Annotated in this window: 18 protein-coding genes; 2 read left to right on the forward strand and 16 right to left on the reverse strand. The window is 57.6% G+C overall.

All coding sequences use genetic code 11. The features are described 5' to 3' along the window. Positions 1-296: 296 nt before the first annotated feature. Positions 297-2,054, forward strand: coding sequence for an RNA polymerase sigma factor (locus tag H7C19_RS23770; protein ID WP_185671564.1), 1,758 nt, complete (start codon positions 297-299; stop codon positions 2,052-2,054). A 434-nt stretch (positions 2,055-2,488) separates the two neighbouring features. On the opposite strand, the gene H7C19_RS23775 is transcribed toward H7C19_RS23770, so the two are convergent. The 7 genes from H7C19_RS23775 to H7C19_RS23805 form a co-directional block, all read right to left on the reverse strand. Then, complete coding sequence (locus H7C19_RS23775; RefSeq protein WP_221469439.1) at positions 2,489-2,863, reverse strand: hypothetical protein; 375 nt, start codon at positions 2,861-2,863, stop codon at positions 2,489-2,491. 208 nt (positions 2,864-3,071) lie between these two features. Next, complete coding sequence (locus tag H7C19_RS23780; RefSeq protein WP_185671565.1) at positions 3,072-3,521, reverse strand: GyrI-like domain-containing protein; 450 nt, start codon at positions 3,519-3,521, stop codon at positions 3,072-3,074. 344 nt (positions 3,522-3,865) lie between these two features. Next, on the reverse strand, positions 3,866-5,746 hold the full coding sequence (gene htpG / locus H7C19_RS23785; RefSeq protein WP_185671566.1) for a molecular chaperone HtpG: 1,881 nt from the start codon (positions 5,744-5,746) through the stop codon (positions 3,866-3,868). A 222-nt stretch (positions 5,747-5,968) separates the two neighbouring features. Beyond that, positions 5,969-6,829 (reverse strand): DUF8832 domain-containing protein, encoded by an 861-nt coding sequence (locus tag H7C19_RS23790; protein ID WP_185671567.1) that lies wholly within the window; start codon positions 6,827-6,829, stop codon positions 5,969-5,971. Between the two features lie 37 nt (positions 6,830-6,866). Next, positions 6,867-7,067 carry a cation transporter gene (locus H7C19_RS23795; RefSeq protein WP_185671568.1) on the reverse strand — a complete coding sequence of 67 codons (201 nt, stop codon included), beginning with the start codon at positions 7,065-7,067 and terminating at the stop codon, positions 6,867-6,869. Between the two features lie 156 nt (positions 7,068-7,223). Further along, positions 7,224-7,556: a metal-sensitive transcriptional regulator gene (locus tag H7C19_RS23800; RefSeq protein WP_185671569.1), complete on the reverse strand. Its 333-nt coding sequence runs from the start codon at positions 7,554-7,556 to the stop codon at positions 7,224-7,226. 83 nt (positions 7,557-7,639) lie between these two features. Next, positions 7,640-8,263: an NAD(P)-dependent oxidoreductase gene (locus H7C19_RS23805; protein WP_185671570.1), complete on the reverse strand. Its 624-nt coding sequence runs from the start codon at positions 8,261-8,263 to the stop codon at positions 7,640-7,642. A gap of 170 nt (positions 8,264-8,433) precedes the next feature. Here H7C19_RS23805 and H7C19_RS23810 point away from each other — a divergent pair, with 170 nt between their 5' ends. After that, entirely contained in the window at positions 8,434-9,588 is a 1,155-nt protein-coding gene (locus tag H7C19_RS23810) for an acyl-CoA dehydrogenase family protein (RefSeq protein ID WP_185671571.1), read from the forward strand. On the opposite strand, the gene H7C19_RS23815 is transcribed toward H7C19_RS23810, so the two are convergent. The 9 genes from H7C19_RS23815 to H7C19_RS23855 form a co-directional block, all read right to left on the reverse strand. Further along, on the reverse strand, positions 9,589-10,302 hold the full coding sequence (locus H7C19_RS23815; RefSeq protein ID WP_185671572.1) for a PIG-L family deacetylase: 714 nt from the start codon (positions 10,300-10,302) through the stop codon (positions 9,589-9,591). Beyond that, entirely contained in the window at positions 10,299-10,610 is a 312-nt protein-coding gene (locus H7C19_RS23820; protein ID WP_185671573.1) for a DUF1806 family protein, read from the reverse strand. The genes H7C19_RS23815 and H7C19_RS23820 overlap by 4 nt, the downstream gene beginning before the upstream one ends. 80 nt (positions 10,611-10,690) lie before the next feature. Further along, entirely contained in the window at positions 10,691-11,233 is a 543-nt protein-coding gene (locus tag H7C19_RS23825) for a histidine phosphatase family protein (RefSeq protein ID WP_185671574.1), read from the reverse strand. A 31-nt stretch (positions 11,234-11,264) separates the two neighbouring features. Beyond that, a complete protein-coding gene (locus H7C19_RS23830) occupies positions 11,265-11,660 on the reverse strand; it encodes a VOC family protein (protein ID WP_185671575.1) in 396 nt (131 codons plus the stop codon). Positions 11,661-11,820: 160 nt separating this feature from the next. Then, positions 11,821-12,480 carry a bacillithiol biosynthesis deacetylase BshB2 gene (bshB2, locus tag H7C19_RS23835; RefSeq protein ID WP_185671576.1) on the reverse strand — a complete coding sequence of 220 codons (660 nt, stop codon included), beginning with the start codon at positions 12,478-12,480 and terminating at the stop codon, positions 11,821-11,823. A 23-nt stretch (positions 12,481-12,503) separates the two neighbouring features. Beyond that, a complete protein-coding gene (locus H7C19_RS23840; protein ID WP_185671687.1) occupies positions 12,504-12,848 on the reverse strand; it encodes a YojF family protein in 345 nt (114 codons plus the stop codon). A 302-nt stretch (positions 12,849-13,150) separates the two neighbouring features. Continuing rightward, positions 13,151-14,425, reverse strand: coding sequence for a Gfo/Idh/MocA family protein (locus H7C19_RS23845; protein WP_185671577.1), 1,275 nt, complete (start codon positions 14,423-14,425; stop codon positions 13,151-13,153). 122 nt (positions 14,426-14,547) lie between these two features. Next, a complete protein-coding gene (locus H7C19_RS23850) occupies positions 14,548-16,212 on the reverse strand; it encodes a response regulator (RefSeq protein ID WP_185671578.1) in 1,665 nt (554 codons plus the stop codon). A gap of 12 nt (positions 16,213-16,224) precedes the next feature. Next, positions 16,225-17,979, reverse strand: coding sequence for a sensor histidine kinase (locus H7C19_RS23855; protein ID WP_185671579.1), 1,755 nt, complete (start codon positions 17,977-17,979; stop codon positions 16,225-16,227). Between the last annotated feature and the right edge of the window lie 24 nt (positions 17,980-18,003).

An 18,003-nucleotide genomic window follows, 5' to 3' on the forward strand; every position in this document is an offset into this window, starting at 1 on the left:
CATTCTACATGCTGGAGGCGACTCCAGGTCAACCCCACGAAGCGATAAATTTTTTCGGTTCGTTGCCTCGCGTCACTTCGTAGTGAAACAGGCCGCCAATCGGCAGCCTGCTTTTGTGCTATCGTCTCTCGTTAGTTGAACGGAAAAAAGTATCTTTATATACTAAAAGTGAGACCCTTAAATCTTAAGTAATCTTCAGCTTGTTTAATTCTTGTTCCATTATATTCAACAAAAAGTTCATAACGTCTCTTTAACCATTCAAATGACCTATCCGCGATGTTTGTAATTGTACATGTATGAGTGATCCGGTAGGACGTCCAAATTTTTTTGAAAATATCCCAACCTTTATTTCGCCTGGCACACTATTTGATTGTCAGGAATTACAGATGCAACTGCGGAGGCGAAAGATGGATTCGATCGGGCGGAACGGAAAAGAAGCGGCCGAAGCGATTCGGAGCTATGTCAAACCGATTTTCGGTTTTGCGTTGAACCGGGTTAAGCAGCGGGCGGAGGCGGAGGATCTGGCTCAGGAGATTATGCTGCAGTTGTTGAAATCCTTCTCAGGGAAGCGGGACATTCGGAGCCTGGAGGCCTATGTTTGGACGGTTGCCCGATACACTTGGGTGAATTGGTTGAAAAAGCGTGCGCACGCTCCCCAAGCGATCGAAATCAACGGCATGTCCGAACTGTCAGTCGACCCTTCCCGGGAGCCGCTTGACCGGCTGCTGGTCACCGAAGCTTACCGCGAGCTGCGCCGGGAAGTCGCATTTCTGTCCGACATCCATCGCCGGATCGTGGTCATGCATTACTATGACGAGCTTAAACACGGCGATATCGCGATTGCTCTGAACATTCCTGTCAACACGGTGAAGTGGCATCTGAGCGAGGCCAAAAAGGAGTTAAGGAAAGGGATGAAACGTATGCGCGCAACAGGAACTTTGAGTGTCAATCCGGTCAGCATGGGGGAAATGGGCCATTCCGGTTCGGCCGGCAGACTGGGCGAAACCAACGATTTTCTTGGACGCGCCTTGGCGCAAAATATCGTTTACGCGGCTTATCACAAGGCGCTTACCGTCCATCAAATCGCGGAGGAGCTCGGAATGCCGCCGTCTTTGCTGGAAGGCGAAGTCCAGCACCTGGCCGATTACAATTTTCTCGTCCAAACCTCTCCCGGCAAATATCAAAGCAATACCATCGTCTGGGACCTCTTCGAGCTGGCCATAGCCGGTCATCGATTCTGGCAGGAGTGCGCCGCCGAAGTCGCCGATGTTCATTTCGACGCGTTAATGGAAGTTCGCCGGAAAGTCGAGGATAGCGGAGTGTACGTTCCGGACGGCGACTATAACTTTCTGCTCTGGACCTTGCTGCCCAAAAACGTTGGGGAGCAATCCTGGCGGGGCCTGCCGGCGGGCGACAACTTCGATGCGGTCGCGCCGATGCGAAAGGACGGAGGGCAGTATATCGCCTATGCGGCGTTGAACCGGAGCCGCAATGCCGATCCGGGTTTTGATCTGAGTAGTTACGTCACCTTCGGTCCGTCGCTCCGCTACGTCGAAGACACTCCCTTATACTTGTGGCAATTCAATACGTACTGGAGCGACCGCCAGGTGGATTGGCGTTTCCTGGAATACCGAAATGTCGAGATTTGCCATGCGTTCCAACAAGGGGAACTGCCCGACAACGAAGAGAACAGCGAGCAATATTCGTTCCTACTGGAGAAGGGGTACATCCGCAAGACGGAGGAGGGATACAAGTTCAATGCGGTTTGGATCGACTCTCCGCAAACGCTGGATCGGTTGAACAAGGCAATGCCGGATTTGTCCGCCCTGTATGCGCCCGCTGTCGGCAAGCTCTACGATAAAATGCTCAAGCTGTTCCTGCAAAATCAGCCGAAGCATTTAGAGCCGCAGATTGCCTACATGGTGAGAGGCAATACCGGCGGCGGCCGGTTGGTCGCTTATATTTTGAAGCATTTAACCGACAACGGAAAGCTGAAAGCGCCGTTGCCGCACCAGAGGAAGACGATTACAACCTGGATGGGGCCGGTCAAGTAAGTCGGGTTCGGAAATGGATACGAAGAATGGCCGTTCCCGGGTGGTGGTGGCCATTTTCACGCAATACTCTGTCCAACGAAGTGATTAAAAACATCGCTATTGCACCCAGGCCCCCTCCTGAACGTATGAAAATGATCAAAAACCACCCATGACCTCACGTGCGTCATGGGTGGTTTTTGATCACAATCGCATCTGCCGGATTTCTCCTCCCCTCACACGAAGGACCACCAGGGAAACTTACCTGACGATTTTTATCCTCTCTTTGACCGCAGCCCAACCGTGAGAGGTCAGATGCTCCACATACTCAGCAAGTGGAAGAGCTTAGTATACAGTAGGTATATGTATAATTCACTTTCCTTTTTTCCAGATCTATTCAGCAAAACTGCCCGTTAGTTGAGAAAAGCCAGTGCGGTAGACCTTTCGGTATTGAACTATCACGTCAATCTTTCGGAGATAGTTTTACTTATTTCTTCAGGGTTTTTAACATCAATGATTAACTTTGATATTTTAAATTTACCAACAAGAAAATTATTCAAGTCAAAATGAAGGGTATCAACCTCATTATTAAAAAAGTAGAGATGATAACCTCCATTGAATCTAAATAATCCATTTCTTGTTCCTCCAAAAGAAAAACCATAAAGCTTGAAAGCATTTGGTATGGGTCTACCTGTTGTTATCCCCTTAATCGAAGAGTATGGAATTTGCAACCCGTTATCTAATTTTAAAAAGGGCGGATTTCCAAGATCGATATTTAAATGGGTTTCCATTAATTGAATTGTACGTTCCATTCGTTTAGTCCACCATTTCATAACGCTTTAGTATTTTTAAAATATATTTTCATATTATACCATATATAATCTTATTTATAGAATTTATTGAGCTAATTTACCCAAGAACTGAACATGCAAGCGAATATTTCGCCGGTTGCATGATGGAATATTACATTATCCTGCCCGTTAGTTGAGAAAAACAAAAACAGTTGCCGCAGCAACTGTTTCTTCGCTATCGCCCTTTAGTTCAAGCCAATAATGGAATACACACTTCAGCTTCGTCAGGCCATGCAGGATTCTCAAAATGGTATATCTCTAATGCAAGTGCTCTTTTATTACTTTGTTTGTTGTTTGCTTTTAAATAGTCATGGATGTCTTGATAGGGGTCGCCTTTTGATTTTACTTTCGCATAACGATGGGGTGGTATCGTAAACCCTAACATTCCTTCTGGCACGTCGGAAAGGCTCGCCACTTCCATACAAATCAAGTAAGTAAACAGAACCTCCGAAGTAAAGCTCGGACTGACGTAACGTTCAGGATGTATAACATTTCGAATTTCATCTTTTCGTCTGTGAAACTCTTGTTTCATATCCTCCACTCTTTCAGGAAGATGACCTTTAAATGGCGAAGTGACGCACAAGCCAACAAGATTAATTTCAGGTAAAACAAGCATCTGGACTTGGTTATCTGCTACCATACAATATCCTCCCTCCTTATTTGTTCACAATAGTAACGAGCAAAATTTGAATTTCCATACGTATGTATCATTATTTATTCGAAGCAACTATGCAATAACCTACCGGTAAGCAGAGAACGCCGCCGCCGATGCTGCACAAGATGCCGGATACACCGTTCCCGGTGGCGCGCAAGACGCCGACGGGCTGACCGATGAGCGATAAGGCCTTCTGACGGCATGCCTTTCCTCGCCTCCCCCTGCAGCGTATGTGGGGCAGGCGGATGTTGACGACGACCCCGTACAAAAAAACAGCCCGGCTTGGGTTTTCCCAGGCCGGACTGTTCCTTTCACGCGATTGCCGCGTATTAAGCCATGATCTTGCAGATGTCGTTCGTGAACGCGACCGGATCCTGAATCGGCAGCCCCTCGATCAGCAGCGCTTGGTTGTACAGCAGGTTGGTGTAGAGGTTCAGCTTCTCCTCGTCCTTGCCGAAGGCGGCCTTCAGCGACTGGAACACCTCGTGGTTGACGTTGATCTCCAGCACCTTCTCCGCCTGCACGTCTTGGCCGCTCGGCATCGCCTTCAGGATCTTCTCCATCTCGATCGTGACCTCGCCCTCCGTGGACAGGCAGACGGGATGAGTCTTGAGCCGCTTGGACGCCTTGACCTTCTTCACCTTGCCGGCCAAAAGGCCGTTCATCCGGTCGAACAGCTCCTGGTTGTCCGCTTCTTCGGCCGGCGTCTCCTTGTCCTGCTCGTCGGCCTCGATGCCGAGGTCGCCGCTCGAGACGGAACGGAACTCCTTCTCCTTGTAGGTCATGATCATCTTGATCGCGAACTCGTCGATATCGTCGGTCAGGTAGAGGATCTCATAGCCCTTGTCGGCCACCAGCTCCGTCTGCGGGAGCTTCTCGATCCGGTCGATCGACTCGCCGGAGGCGTAGTAGATGTACTTCTGGTCTTCCGGCATTCTCGAGACGTACTCGTCCAGCGAGACCAGCTTCTTCTCCAGGGAGGAGGAGAACAGCAGCAGATCCTGCAGCGTGTCCTTGTTCATGCCGTAGTCGTTGTAGACGCCGAACTTCAGCTGTCGGCCGAACGACTTGTAGAACGCTTCGTATTTCTCCCGATCGTTCTTGAGGAGGCTCAGCAATTCGCTCTTGATCTTGCTCGCGATATGCTTGGCGATCAGGCTGAGCTGCTTGTCGTGCTGGAGCATCTCCCGCGAGATGTTCAGGGAGAGGTTCTCCGAATCGACCATCCCTTTGACGAAGCCGAAGTAGTCGGGCAGCAGATCCGCGCACTTGTTCATGATCAGCACACCGTTGCTGTACAGCTCGAGCCCCTTCTCGTACTCCTTCGTGTAGTAGTCGAACGGCGTGCTCTCCGGGATGAAGAGGATCGCGTTGTAGACGACGGAGCCGTCCGCGCTGATATGGATATGCTTCACCGGCTTGTCGAAGCCGTACCGCTTCTCGTTGTAGAAGTTCTCGTAGTCCTCCGGCTTCAGCTCGCTCTTGTTCTTGCGCCAGATCGGGACCATGCTGTTGACGGTCTGCTCTTCGGCGTATTCCTCGAACTCGCCTTCGCTGCCTTCCTTCGGCCGACGGCCCGTCACGTTCATCTTGATCGGGTAGCGGATGAAGTCGGAATACTTCTTGATGATCGCCTTGAGTCTATAGTCGTCCAAGTACTCGTCGTATTGGTCGTCCTCGGTGTTCTCTTTGATCTTCAGGATGATGTCGGTACCGACCGTCTCCTTGCTAGCCGGCTCGATGGTGTACCCGTCCGCGCCCGTGGACTCCCACTTGTAGGCCTGGTCGCTGCCCAGCGCGCGGCTCACGACGGTGACCGTATCCGCCACCATGAACGCCGAATAGAAGCCGACGCCGAACTGGCCGATGATGTTATGCCCGTCTTGGGCCTCGTTCTCCTTCTTGAACGCCAGCGATCCGCTCTTGGCGATGACGCCCAGATGCTCCTCCAGATCTTCGCGCGACATGCCGATCCCCGTATCGGAGAGCGTCAGCGTGCGATTCTCCTTGTCCGGCGCAACCTGAATATAATATTGCGACTTGTCGAATACCAGTTGATCGTCGGTCAGCGCCCGGTAGTAGATCTTGTCGATCGCGTCGCTGGCATTGGAGATGAGCTCTCTGAGGAAGATCTCCTTCTGCGTGTAGATGGAGTTGATCATCATCTCGAGCAATCTCTTCGATTCCGCTTTGAACTGCTGCTTAGCCATGAACGAACGGGTCTCCTTTCGATTTGCGGGGAAAATAACTGCGAAGTACGGATCCTAACGCGCTTCCGCACGCCTGTATCCATTTTAGCACTCTTCCTTGGCGAGTGCTAAGTCATTTCTTATATATCACAACCGAAATTTCGCTGTCAATACGAAAAGAGGAACAGCCTCGGCTGCTCCTCTGTCACGCAAGTAGATATCGCGTTCGCCCGTCCCGCATCATCAAGGTACGCGGACGACGAACGGTACCGTGAATACCGTGTCTTTGTGCTTGAACTGTCCCCAGATCTTATAGATGCCGCTCTTCGGGAAGGTCGTCATGAACTCGGCCTTGGGACCGGATGCCTTCTCCTCCATCGGATGCACATGCAGATACTGCTCCGCGTCCTCCGTGAGGATGACGACGTGACCGACGGCGCCGAGATACGGCTGAAGATCCGTGATCGGCTCCTGCGTCTTATCGTCGGTGATGGTGTAAGTCAGCATCAGCTCTTCCTTCGCCGCCAGCTTGTCGAAGGCAAGCGTGATCCGCTTGCCGTCCACGACTTGAGTCAGCTCCGCGTCCGGCTCGATCGGCACCGTCGCCGCCGGGTCTCCTTCGACATGCACCCATGTCATCTTGTTCATGGCGCTGCCGCCGGTCGGTACGAAGTCGGCGATGAGCTTGTAGTCTCCGCCGGCCGGGAAGACGTTCGTCACTTCGAACGCGCCTTTGCCCTTGTAGGCCGGATGAATGTGATGGAAATACGAGAGATCCTTGCTCACGATAATCATATGCTGCTTCTCTTCATGGTTCAGATCGAACTGCTCGATCGGCTGGCCGTCATGCGCAAGCTCGACCCGAATGAGCGTATCTTGCTTGGCCTGCGCCGGCTGACCGCCGGCGATCGTCCACTTCGCCGTCACGTCGGCGGCGGCGATCGCAGCTGCCCCGTCATGACCGCCATGCGCATGGCTGGCGCTAGGCTGGGCTTGGTCTCCGTGCCCCGAATGGTTCATATTCATATTGTCGTGGTCTCCCTTCGTACCGCAAGCGGTTAAGATCGCGGCGGTCAAGATGAGGACGGCTCCTGCACGTTTCATGGGGCAACCTCCAACTTTCTTTTCTTGGGACCTGCCGTTAAGCGATATCGTAGCCTTGGTCTTCAATCGCCGTTTGGATCGCTTCCAGCGTAAGCTTGCTCTCGTCGTAGGCGATAGCGACCGTACCGCCGGACAGATCGACTTTGCCGCTGGCGCCCAGCGTGCGCAGGGCGCCTTCGATGGAATTGACGCAGTGCCCGCAAGACATGCCTTCTACTTTTAACGTAACGTTGGTCATGGTTATCTCTCCTTGAATGGTGGGTTGGGTTGTTCGAACCTTGATTGAAGTATACCCCCGTACCCTATATTGTGTCAACCTTTATTTTACGATACCCCTCGACCCTATAATCCATTCCAAAAAAGAAGGATTCGCATGGAATCCTGGGTTGTCGCGTTATTTCATCAATTTGTTGATGGTCGTCAGCAGCTCGTCGATCACTTCGTTCTCGCCATCCTGAATCCGCTCGATGACGCAGCTCTTCATATGATGCTCCAAGAGCAGCTTGCCTACGCCGTTCAGGGCCGATTGAACGGATGAGATCTGGTTGAGCACGTCGTCGCAGTAGGTGTCCTTCTCGATCAGGCCTTTAATACCGCGGATCTGCCCTTCGATGCGGTTCAATCGGCTGATGAGATTGCTCTTCGTCTTGTCCGAATGGTGACTCTTGCGTTCGTCCGTTCCGCAGGATTCGTGCCCCGCGGCGTGGACTTGCACTTGCTCCTCCATAGGATTTCCCTCCTTAAGGCTCGATATCTGTTAAATGCATTGTACCATAGTCCCCCTACCTATTCCAAGCGGTAGCGACCCGATTAGTAAGCGATCCCGACACGCGCTCTCAGGTAGGTATCGCTCGCCGTTTGAAGGTACGCGAACTCCGCTGTATCCCCTACCGAGATCTCGGAGCCGCCTTCCGGCAGCATATCCCGTTCGACGCGATACGATCCGGTCCGCTCACCGTCGGGGAGATAGGTCGGACAGACGATCGTCCAATCGAGATCGGACTGCCGAAGCCCATCGTAGACGCGATGATGCTCTTCCGCCGCACGGGTCAGCTTGCGCTTGGACTCGGCGGACTGATACCGGAGAACGCCGGGTTCCGTTCTGCTCTGCAGGATGCCCGCCGTGCCGATGGTGACTAGGCGTCGGATACCGTGCTTGCCCATAGACGCCGCGATGAGCGGCATCGCTTCGGACAGCGTCGTCGTCCCGTCCGTATTCAAGGCGCTGATTACGACATCGGGCTTGTCTTGCAGGGCACTCGCGATATCTTCTTCGTTAAGCGCATCGCCCCGGATCACGGTCAGACGATCCTTGAGGATGCCCAGCTTGTCGGGCGATCGGACGAATGCGGTCACCCGATGTCCGTCTTGGCAGGCGCGGGATGCGATCTGAAAGCCCACGCGTCCCGTGGCGCCGAATAGGAAGATCTTCATGAGACTAGTCTCCTTTGCTTGCGCGTTCTGATGGCTTACGGCTGCCGGGAGGCCTCTTCGCCTTGCGCCTCCATCTCCTTTTACTCTCTTCCGCTCTTCCGAAGCTTGCATGCCCTATGCGCGTCTTGCGTGCAATGGGTTATAATCATAGCAAAGGAGTTGGGATACGGATGCGCGCCATCGATCAATACATTCGCAACGAAGCCGAAAAGGCACGGGCCGAGCAAGCCGACGCGCTTGCCGCCCGATTCGCGGAGAGGGCCGCCCGGCACGACCGGGAAGGCTCCTTCCCCTTCGAGAACTTCGACGACCTGCGGGAAGCCGGGTTCATGAAGCTGACCGTCCCCCGAACCTTCGGCGGGGACGAGATCTCGCTGTACGAGCTAGTCCTGCTGCAAGAACGGCTGGCCTACGGGGACGGATCGACCGCACTGGGCTTCGGCTGGCATATCGGTCAGCTGCTGCACCTGCGCACTGCCCGGAAATGGCCGGAGGCCCTCTTCGCCGGGCTGTGCCGCGCCATCGTGCAGGAAGGGGTCATGATCAATACGTTCGCCAGCGAGGCGAAGTCCGGCAGTCCCAGCCGCGGCGGCAAGCCCGAGACGACGGCGATAGCCGCGGACGGCGGCTGGCGGATCACCGGACGCAAGACGTTCAGCACGTTATCGCCGGTGCTGGACCGCTTCGTCGTATCGGCCTACCTCCCGGAGGAAGACGCGACGGCCGAATTCCTCGTGCGTCAGTCGGACCGGGTCTCCATCGAGGAGACGTGGGACACGATCGGCATGCGCGGAACCGGCAGCCACGACGTCGTATTGGACGGCGCCTGGACGGCGAGCGACATGCGCCTCTCCGGCAAGGGCGAGGATGATGGCGGCGGCTGGCTGCTGCACATCCCGGCTTGTTACCTCGGCGTTGCCCTAGCCGCGCGCGACTTCGCGCTGGATTATGCCCGCAGCTACCGCCCCAACCATCTCGGCGAGCCGATCGCGGCGCTGCCCGCGGTCCGGCAGACATTCGGCGAGATCGAAGTCGAGCTGCGCACCGCGCGCACGCTGCTCTATACGGCGGCGAGCCGCTGGGACCGCGAGACGGAATCCCGTCCTTCACTGAAGCCCGAGCTGGGGCTGGCCAAGTACGTCGCCACCAACGGCGCGATCCGGATCGTCGATCTGGCGATGCGCATCGTCGGCGGCGCCAGTCTGTCCCGCCGGCTCCCGCTCGAGCGGTATTACCGGGACGTGCGGGCCGGCCTGCACAATCCGCCGATGGACAACACCGTCCTACAGATGCTGGCTGCCGCCGCGCTGGAGGAGCAAGCCTAGCTAGAACGAATCCCGGAACTCCCGGGCCGGCAAGATCGGATCGGCTTGGAGGAAGTACTCATGCCGGCCGAACCGGCTCAGCGCCTCGCGGTCGGGCAGCCACACCCACTCGTCCATCTCGGTCTGGCAGCGATGCGCCCGGAATGCGGCGAGCTTCGCCTCCAAATACGCGGATACGTCGATCTTGACGACCGCATTGCGGGTATGCCCGTACCGTTCCGGCCGCGACATCGCGTCGCCGAACGTGATGAAGTACAGCGATCCTCTGCGTTCGGCGCGCCGATAGGCCGCCGTCGTCGCTTTGCCGATCGCGCAATGGTCGGGATGCCCGCCCATAACCTCGTGGAACGTCAGCACGACGTCCGGGTCGATCTCCTCGATAAGCGAGGCGATGCGGCCCGCAAGGCCGTCCTCGTCCATAAACTCGACCGTCTTGTCGCGAATGCCGAACAGGATCAACTGCCGGATGCCCAGCACCTCGCACGCTTCTCTCAGTTCCTGCTCGCGGGCGGCCGCCATCGTCTCGCGGTTCAGATAAGGCGGGTTGCCCATCCGGCGTCCCATCTCGCCCCGCGTGGCGCTGACCAGCGTGATGTCATACCCTTCGGCGGCGTGCTTCGCCAAGGTCCCCCCGCAGATGAACGATTCATCGTCGGGATGGGCAAATACCGCCAGCAGCTTGCGCTTCGCGCGATCTTGATGCGGCTCGCTCATTCCGGGAACGGCTCCTTCCCCAGATGAAGGGCGACGTTCATCCGCCCCCGATCGTCGTAGCCTGCCAACAGCAGCCGGCCCGCTTCATCGACCTCGTAATGCGTGAGCGCCTCCATCCGCAGCCATCCCTGGCCGTCGAACCGGAGAGCGACGCGGTACGAGCCTTCGCCCGCCACATGCGCCTCCCCGATCCGCAGCTTGAAGTTGCGGACGAACACGAACGACGTCGCCTCGCTATGCACATACACTTCCGACCCGACGAACTTTCGAAGCTCCGTCTCCGTCGGCAACCTGTCGATTGGAATCATGGCCTCGTATCCTTTGCCTTGAGAATGACCTGCAGTTCCCATTATTGTATCACAGGGGGGACGATCGCGGCCGTCCCGGCTCATTCCGTCCAGATCCGCCGGATGCTCGGCGTATCGTCCGCGAAGACCAGCCGGTACACGTCCGGATTGGACAACGCGGCCCATTCCTCGAACCCGATCCGGTCGTCGAAATGCTTGAGGAGGAGCGAGATCAGGTTGCCATGGGAGACGATGACCGCATCTCGGTACGCGCCCCTCAGCACTTCGTCGACGACGCCGACCGCGCGGCCGGTCGCCTCTCGGCTGGATTCCCCGCCTTCATAGCGCAGGTCGAGATCCGCAAACGTCTCGCGCAGCCGGTCACGCCATGCCGGGTGGTTCTCGGCAGACAAGACCCGCTCCGTCAATCGGGCGTCCAAGACGACTTCGATGCCAAGCCGTTCGGCCAAGGGTTGAACGGTACGATAGGCTCGTTCATAAGGACTGGAGATCAGACAGTCGATCTCCCGGTCTGCCAGGAACGAGGCCAGCCGAAGGGCTTGCCGATTCCCCTCGTCGGTGAGCGGGGCGTCGGGCGCCTGGCCTTCGGCCTGGCAATGCCGCACGAGATACACGTTTTTCACGAAGATCATCTCCCTGGTCCGAATTGCTCCGCTAGAACCCGTTATGCTGGACCAGATCCAGCCGGTTGCCGTACAGGTCCTCGAAGACGACTTCTACGCCCCAAGGGACGTCCCGGGGTTCGCCGAAGAAATGCACGCCCCGGGACTTCATCGCTTCGTAGTCGCGCCGGCAATCATCCGTGTGCACAACCAGGAAGACGTGATTCGCCGCTTGGCTCCCCACTCTCTCCAGCTTGTCGCTTGAGTCGGCCTGGACGAATACGATCGCGGTCTCGCTGCCCGCGGCAGGCGCGACGACGACCCATCTCATCCCGTTGCCGAACGCGTTGTCCGCCAGCAGCGCGAATCCCAATTGCTCCGTATAGAACCGAATCGCTTCCTCGTAGTCTTTGACCAAGAGGGTGACATGCGCGATCTTCTTGTTCAAGTCTAGCCCAACTCCTTCCTGTAATTTGGACTTCGGCGCGTTTCTCTATCGTTTCGATCCGGAATAAATAAATAGAACCTGGCGCGGCGCGCCCAGGTTCTATTTTACACGATCTTCTGCGGTTCAACCATTTTACCGGAACTGTCAAACGCTGCGGCCGTCAGGATCCGAACGGATAGGTCCAGAAACGCTCGGTGCCGAACCGCTCGCGTATTTCTTCGCTCGTGTACTCGTGGTCGCCCAGCAGCTCCGCGGCTTGGAATTGGGAGCGATGCGCCCGGATGGAGGCCATCTTCGGCTGCAGGAACTCGCGGACGTCCTGAATGACGTCGGGCTGCCCGATGTCCTCCTCCAGGTTCTTGGCGAAGGCCAAGCAGTGAACCGCCGGCCGCTCGTCGGCGGGCAGTCGCCCCACCGTGCGAATCACGGCGGCCCCGCAGGCATCGTGATCGGGGTGCACGCTGTAGCCGGGATAGAACGTGAAGATCAGCGACGGGCGGATCTCTTGGATGAGATCGTCAATCCGTCCGTCCAGCAGCCGATGATCCTCGAATTCGATCGTCTTGTCATGGAACCCCAGCAGCCGGAGATCGTCGATCCCGATCGCCTGGCAGGATTCCTCCAGCTCCTTCCGGCGAATCGCGGGCAGCGTAACCCGGTTGGCGAACGGGGGAATTCCCATATTCCGCCCCATCTCTCCCAAGGTGAGACACGCATAGGTCACCCGGTAGCCGTTCTGTATATACTTGGCCAGCGTGCCCGACAATCCGAAGGCCTCATCGTCCGGATGCGGCAGTACTACGAGAATGTGCCGTTCCATCGAATCCCTCATCTCCTCTATGCTTAGAAAGGCTCGCGGCCGAGCTGCAAGGATACGATCAGCTTGCCTTGACCGTCATGCCCTGCCAGAATCAACCGCTCCGTCTCCTGCTCTTCGTAATGCGTCAAGCCTTCCGAATAGACCCAGCCCTGCACCATCTTCAAGCCGACGCGATACGGCGCCTGGTCCGAGACCGATCCATGGGAATAGCGGATGACCGCGTTGGTGATGAAGGTCGCAGCCGGATGCTTCGTACTGTCAATAAAAGCGGCATAAGCCCCCGTGGTCATCTCCAGATGAATATACAAATCCTGATCCTTCAGCCTATCAAGCCGCTGCTGCACGTCCGCTTGATCGATCAGCCGCATGCTGGTTCCCCCCTTGTCCAACGTCCGTTCACGCATGAACGCTTCCTCATCATATCATATCTGCTACGCGTCCGCCGAGCAGGCTCCATCAGACCTTCGCGGGCTTCGGAGACCTCATCCTGCACGAATGACCACGACGACGGCCTTCATCGTCGTCGACGGGAAAGTCAGGCCGTGCAGAGCGATGATAAAAGGGCGGTCCCAAAAGGTTTGTTCACCTTTGGGACCGCCCTTTCCTGTGTCGTGCGCTTCGTTCGCTCGCGTTCGCTCGGAAGCTCCACCAGCCAAACGCGAATGTAGGTTTAACTCTCCGCCCCCAAAGCCTCAAGCATCTCCGATAGCCTCACCGCTTGCCCGCCGTTCAGCCGAGACTGCTCCGCCGCGAAGGCCATCAAGTGGCTCTGCAGGGACGCGCTCGCCGAGGTCAGGCCGGCGGCCGGGCTGCGATCGAATTGGCGCACATGCTGCACGAACGAGCGAACCATATGCTCGTCGCCTCCGCCGTGACCGTCGCCCGCCGCGCCGGAAATGAATTCGACCTGCTCCCCGGTCTTGAACCGGTACAGCGTGAACGCCCCCTCCTCCATATCGCCGCGGATCTCGCCGTGCGTGCCCATGATCTGCACCCTCCGCGAACCGCCCTCCGTGAAGCCCGACATCGTGAACGTGGCGTTCGCCCCGCTGGCGAAAGCCAGATTCACGATCTGATGGTCGACCACGTCGTTGTCGCACCGGTACACGCAGCGCCCGAACGGCCCCTCCCGCAGCGCCTGCGCGATCCCTCCCGGGGACAAGTCGCTCGTGATATACCGCGCCCACGGATGATCCGGCGGCTGATTGTACAGCTTGAGCGCCGAGAACGGGCAATCCCGCTCCGCCGCGCACCCGTCGATGCAGCGATCCGTCGCGCCTTCGGGCGCATGCTCCGCCTTGAAGTGGAGCAGCGAGCCGAAGGAGCTCACGCTGCCGCAGGGCTCCCCCATCAGCCAGGAGAGGATGTCGAGATCGTGGCACGACTTGGCCAGAATCATCGGGCTCGACTCCGCGCTCTTGCGCCAGTTGCCCCGTACGTAGCTATGGGTCATATGCCGATACCCAACGTTCTCCGTCAGTTGGATCGTCGCGATCGCGCCGAGCTCGCCCGCTTCAATGATCCGCTTGATCCCCGCCCAGAACGGCGAGTACCGCAGCACATGGCTGACGATGAGCAGCCGCCCATGCGCCTGCGAAGCTTGCTCGAGCCGGACGCACTCCGCCGGATCGGGCGACATCGGCTTCTCCAGCAGGACGTGATAGCCTAGCGCGAGCGCCTTCATCGCCGGCGCGAAGTGCATCCGGTCGAGCGTGCCGACGATCATGACGTCGGCGATGCGCCCCTGCTCGAGAGCCTGCTCCCAAGAAGCATAGGCGAAATCCGCCTCAATGCCGTGTCGTTCGGCAAACTGCCTTCTTCTTCCTTCATCGGGCTCCGCCACGGCGACGATGCGCAGATCGTTCGGATACTTCTCCGCGTAAGGTCCATAGATGTACCTTCCCCTGCTGCCGGCGCCGAGCAGCACCGCTGTGATTGGCTTCAATCCGGCTCTCTCCCCTCTCGCGTTTCGTTGTCACTCCTGATTGTACGGGCGCCGCCGAACCGTCGAAAGAGATCGTTGCTGACATTCCGTATACATCTGTTTACTTCGGCCCCGCGCGCAGGCTAAGATTGAACGCGCTGCATCCGGTATTCCTGCGGCGTCGCGTCGTTCCGTTTCTTGAAAAAGCGGATGAACGCCAGCGCGGAGCTATAGCCGAGCGCGGAGGCGACGTCGCCCACCTTCATCGCGCTGTCGACCAGCATCTCTTTGGCCTTCAAGTTGCGGTAGTCGTTGATATAGTCCGACAGCCCGGTTCCGGTTATCTGCTTGTAGAGCCTGGAGAAATAAGACGGATTGAGCCCGACGTGGTCCGCGATCGCATTCAGCGAGATGTCCGTCGCGATATGCGTCTCGATGAAGCGATGTGCCTGCTGTACGACCTCCGCGGGAAGTTCGGCGCCCTGCGCGGCGTTCCAGTCGAAGATGCAGTCCGCCGTCTGCAGGAAGTAATCCCGCAAAGAAACCCACAGATCCGGTTCGCTATACCGGATGAGCGGCGTTAGATCGTGAACCGCGTAGAGATGCTTGCGAAGCTCCGGACTCTTGTTGATGAACGCGAGGAATACGGCCGAGAGCGCGTGGAACAGCTCGATCTTGCGTTCGTAAGACGTCCCATCCCCGGCCCACAGGTCGGTCAGCGACAGGTACAGCTTGCAGAACTCCTGGCGGTGGCCGTTCTCGAGGCATTTGCCGAGCAGCTGGATGCGATTATGGTGGAAGTAGTCATTGCGAGCCTCAGCTTCCGCCGAGCCTCCGCCCGTCTCCAGCCGCACGTCGGCATCGGTCAGGATGACCTCGTTCGACAGCCCCATCCCGTATGCGAACCGCAGCTTGAGCGCATGGAACCGGCTGGAGACGCCGCTCCAGGCGACGGGCTCGCTCCCCATCGCGAAGGAAACCGGCAGATGGAGCAGATCCTTGCAGGTCCGCTGAATCATCTCCAGCATGCAGCTCGCGTACGTGTGCGTCTTTCGCCAGATGAAGTCGTCCGGCGTCTCGGCTTCCGCGCCGGGCTGCACGAACCAGAGGAGCTTGTTCTGCTCGTAGACATAGGAGTAGCAGCGGACAAAAGGAGTCAGATATTCCTCGGCGACATTCTGCATGGCGTAGAGGAGCAGCGCCTTGTCCGGGGCCGTCAGCATCTCCTTCCAAGCATCGATCCGTCCCAGCAGCAGGAGGACGGGCAGGTCCGCGCGAAGCGGCATGTCGATCTCCCGGAAATGCCGCTCCAGCTGGCCGTCCGAGATCGGATGGCCCTGCAGAACCCCGCCCAGGTATTCCTTCCGCAGCGAGGGCAGCGCCTTGCGCATCCGCTCGTTCGCCCGCCGAATCATCAGCTGCTGGTCGTACTCCTCCTCGAACTTCCGGATCGCCCGCTCGACGGAGCCGACGATCTTCTCGTCGCTCTCGACCTTCAGGATATATTCGAAGCTGCCGAACTTGACCGCGCTCTGTGCGTAATGAAAGTCGTTGTGTCCGGTCAGGAAGATGACTTTGCACGCGGGCCATTGCGCCTTGATCTCCTGCAGCAGCTCGATCCCCTGAAGCCCCGGCATCTGAATGTCCGAGATGACGATGTCGACGCGGCTCGTCTGCAGCACTGTCAGCGCTTCTTCCCCGGAGTAGGCCTTCAACAGTTCGAGAGGCAGATGGCCGTTCGCTTCGAACAGCTCCACTAGACCTTCCACGATGATCGGAAGATCGTCTACGATCAGCAGTTTGTACATGGGCGTCCCTCCTCAGGCTGTCTGTTCGTCCGCTGCCGTTTGACCGAATAAGATCCGTACCTTCAGACCGCCTAGCTCCGAGCGCGACATCGTAATCCCGTATCCGGGACCGTAACGGAGCTGAAGCCTGCGATGAACGTTGACGAGCCCCGTCGTCTCCTCGAACGGCTCTCCGGTCATCCGCAGCCGCTTGTTCATCCGTTCGATCGTTTCGTCCGTGACGCCGTTGCCGTTGTCCTCCACATAGTAGGCCAGGCCGTCTTCCCGCCATTCGCTATGCACCCATAGCTCGCCTCTGCCCAGCCTGTTGCCGAGCGCATGCTTGTAGGCGTTCTCGATGATCGGCTGCAGCACGAGCCGCGGCACGACCAGATCCGGCGCCTCCCCGTCGAAGCTTGCCTCGATCCGGTCTCCGTAGCAGATCGACTGCATCTCCATATAGGTGCGGGAGTGCTTCACCTCCAGTTCAAGCGGAATATCGTCCGCGTCGTTGCGCGTGATGAAGTGGAAGTACTCGCCGATGTACAAGCAGAACCGGTACGCGGTCTCCCGGTGCCGATCCGACTTGATGAGCCGGCAGAGGACGAAGAAGCAGTTGTAGAGAAAATGCGGGTTGATCTGCGCTTGCAGCCGCTTCAGCTCCGAGCGTTGATTGCGGATCTGCTGCTCGTAATTCTCCTCGATCAGCGTCTTGAGCGACTGGATCGTATCGTTGAACGCTTGGTAGAGATACCCGAACTCGTCATGTCCCCGATCGATCGGGATGAGATCGAGCCGGTTCTGCTGCACGCGCCGGAACGAATGAACGAGCCGCATCAGCGGTCGATAGATGAGACGGAACAGGGAATAGGAGAAGAAGAGCACGGCCGCGACCGCGAGCGCGCAGGCCCACCAGAACCAGACCCGGTACTTCTGAATCGGCCCGAGCATGCGGGCTTCGGGAATGCTGCTGACCGTATAGGAATTCCAGAGCGGCGAGTATTTGTAGACCGTCAGATAGCGCTGTCCTCGGTAGCGCAGCGTAGCGTAGCCTTCCTTCTGCCCTTCGGCCTGCTTCTCCCGGATGAAGGCGCCGACCGTCTCCAAGTACGCCGGGTCGTCGTCGCTCTGGATATGCCAATCGCGATCCAAGTTCACCATCGCGCTCTTGCCGCCGAGCGAGCTGCCGATCTGCGCCAGCGCTTCCCGGATCTTCGCGGTCGACAGCTCGGCCGAGACCGCGAACAGAGGCGCCCGCTGCGAATTCGCCGGATACTGCATGCTGATGAACAGCCGGTCGCGCCAGTAGATGAAGGGCTCCTCATACCGCTTGCGGTTAGGCTGGATCGCGATATATTCGTCCCAGTCGATCGAGGTCTCGTACTGTACGCTCAGCAGCGTCCGGTTCATCAGCGGGATGTACGCCTTGGCCTCCTTGATGAACGGACTCGAGTCCTTCATCAAGGCCAGCCGTTTCTGAATGTTCAGGATGCTCTGCGCCCGATCGTAATAGGACAAGTCGTTGCCCGCCGCGGAGAGCTCCAGCAGGTCGTCGTCCGTTACGTACTTCGGCAGGTACCGGACGATCCGGTTCGCTTCCTGGTCCAGCGCGTCCAGATAGTAACGCGTCGAGTTCAGGACCGACTGCGAGATCTCCGTCCGGATGCTGTCCGAGCCCTTCTCGTTGATCAGCCAGGTGATGGCCATCAATGGCAAGAGGACCGCCAGGAAGGCGGCCATGATCTTTTGGAATATCGAAGAGTCTCTCACCCGGAATATACGCGTCATCTTCCTTCACCCGCCCGTATGTTG

The sequence above is a fragment of the Cohnella nanjingensis genome (genome assembly GCF_014212125.1).
In the GTDB taxonomy this organism is placed as follows: Bacteria; Bacillota; Bacilli; order Paenibacillales; family Paenibacillaceae; genus Cohnella; species Cohnella nanjingensis.

Coding starts and splice junctions, on each gene's coding strand:
- H7C19_RS23770 (WP_185671564.1), top strand. CDS start 297: ATGAGTGATCCGGTAGGACGTCCAAATTTTTTTGAAAATATCCCAACC.
- H7C19_RS23775 (WP_221469439.1), bottom strand. CDS start 2,863: ATGAAATGGTGGACTAAACGAATGGAACGTACAATTCAATTAATGGAA.
- H7C19_RS23780 (WP_185671565.1), bottom strand. CDS start 3,521: ATGGTAGCAGATAACCAAGTCCAGATGCTTGTTTTACCTGAAATTAAT.
- htpG (WP_185671566.1), bottom strand. CDS start 5,746: ATGGCTAAGCAGCAGTTCAAAGCGGAATCGAAGAGATTGCTCGAGATG.
- H7C19_RS23790 (WP_185671567.1), bottom strand. CDS start 6,829: ATGAAACGTGCAGGAGCCGTCCTCATCTTGACCGCCGCGATCTTAACC.
- H7C19_RS23795 (WP_185671568.1), bottom strand. CDS start 7,067: ATGACCAACGTTACGTTAAAAGTAGAAGGCATGTCTTGCGGGCACTGC.
- H7C19_RS23800 (WP_185671569.1), bottom strand. CDS start 7,556: ATGGAGGAGCAAGTGCAAGTCCACGCCGCGGGGCACGAATCCTGCGGA.
- H7C19_RS23805 (WP_185671570.1), bottom strand. CDS start 8,263: ATGAAGATCTTCCTATTCGGCGCCACGGGACGCGTGGGCTTTCAGATC.
- H7C19_RS23810 (WP_185671571.1), top strand. CDS start 8,434: ATGCGCGCCATCGATCAATACATTCGCAACGAAGCCGAAAAGGCACGG.
- H7C19_RS23815 (WP_185671572.1), bottom strand. CDS start 10,302: ATGAGCGAGCCGCATCAAGATCGCGCGAAGCGCAAGCTGCTGGCGGTA.
- H7C19_RS23820 (WP_185671573.1), bottom strand. CDS start 10,610: ATGATTCCAATCGACAGGTTGCCGACGGAGACGGAGCTTCGAAAGTTC.
- bshB2 (WP_185671576.1), bottom strand. CDS start 12,480: ATGGAACGGCACATTCTCGTAGTACTGCCGCATCCGGACGATGAGGCC.
- H7C19_RS23840 (WP_185671687.1), bottom strand. CDS start 12,848: ATGCGGCTGATCGATCAAGCGGACGTGCAGCAGCGGCTTGATAGGCTG.
- H7C19_RS23850 (WP_185671578.1), bottom strand. CDS start 16,212: ATGTACAAACTGCTGATCGTAGACGATCTTCCGATCATCGTGGAAGGT.
- H7C19_RS23855 (WP_185671579.1), bottom strand. CDS start 17,979: ATGACGCGTATATTCCGGGTGAGAGACTCTTCGATATTCCAAAAGATC.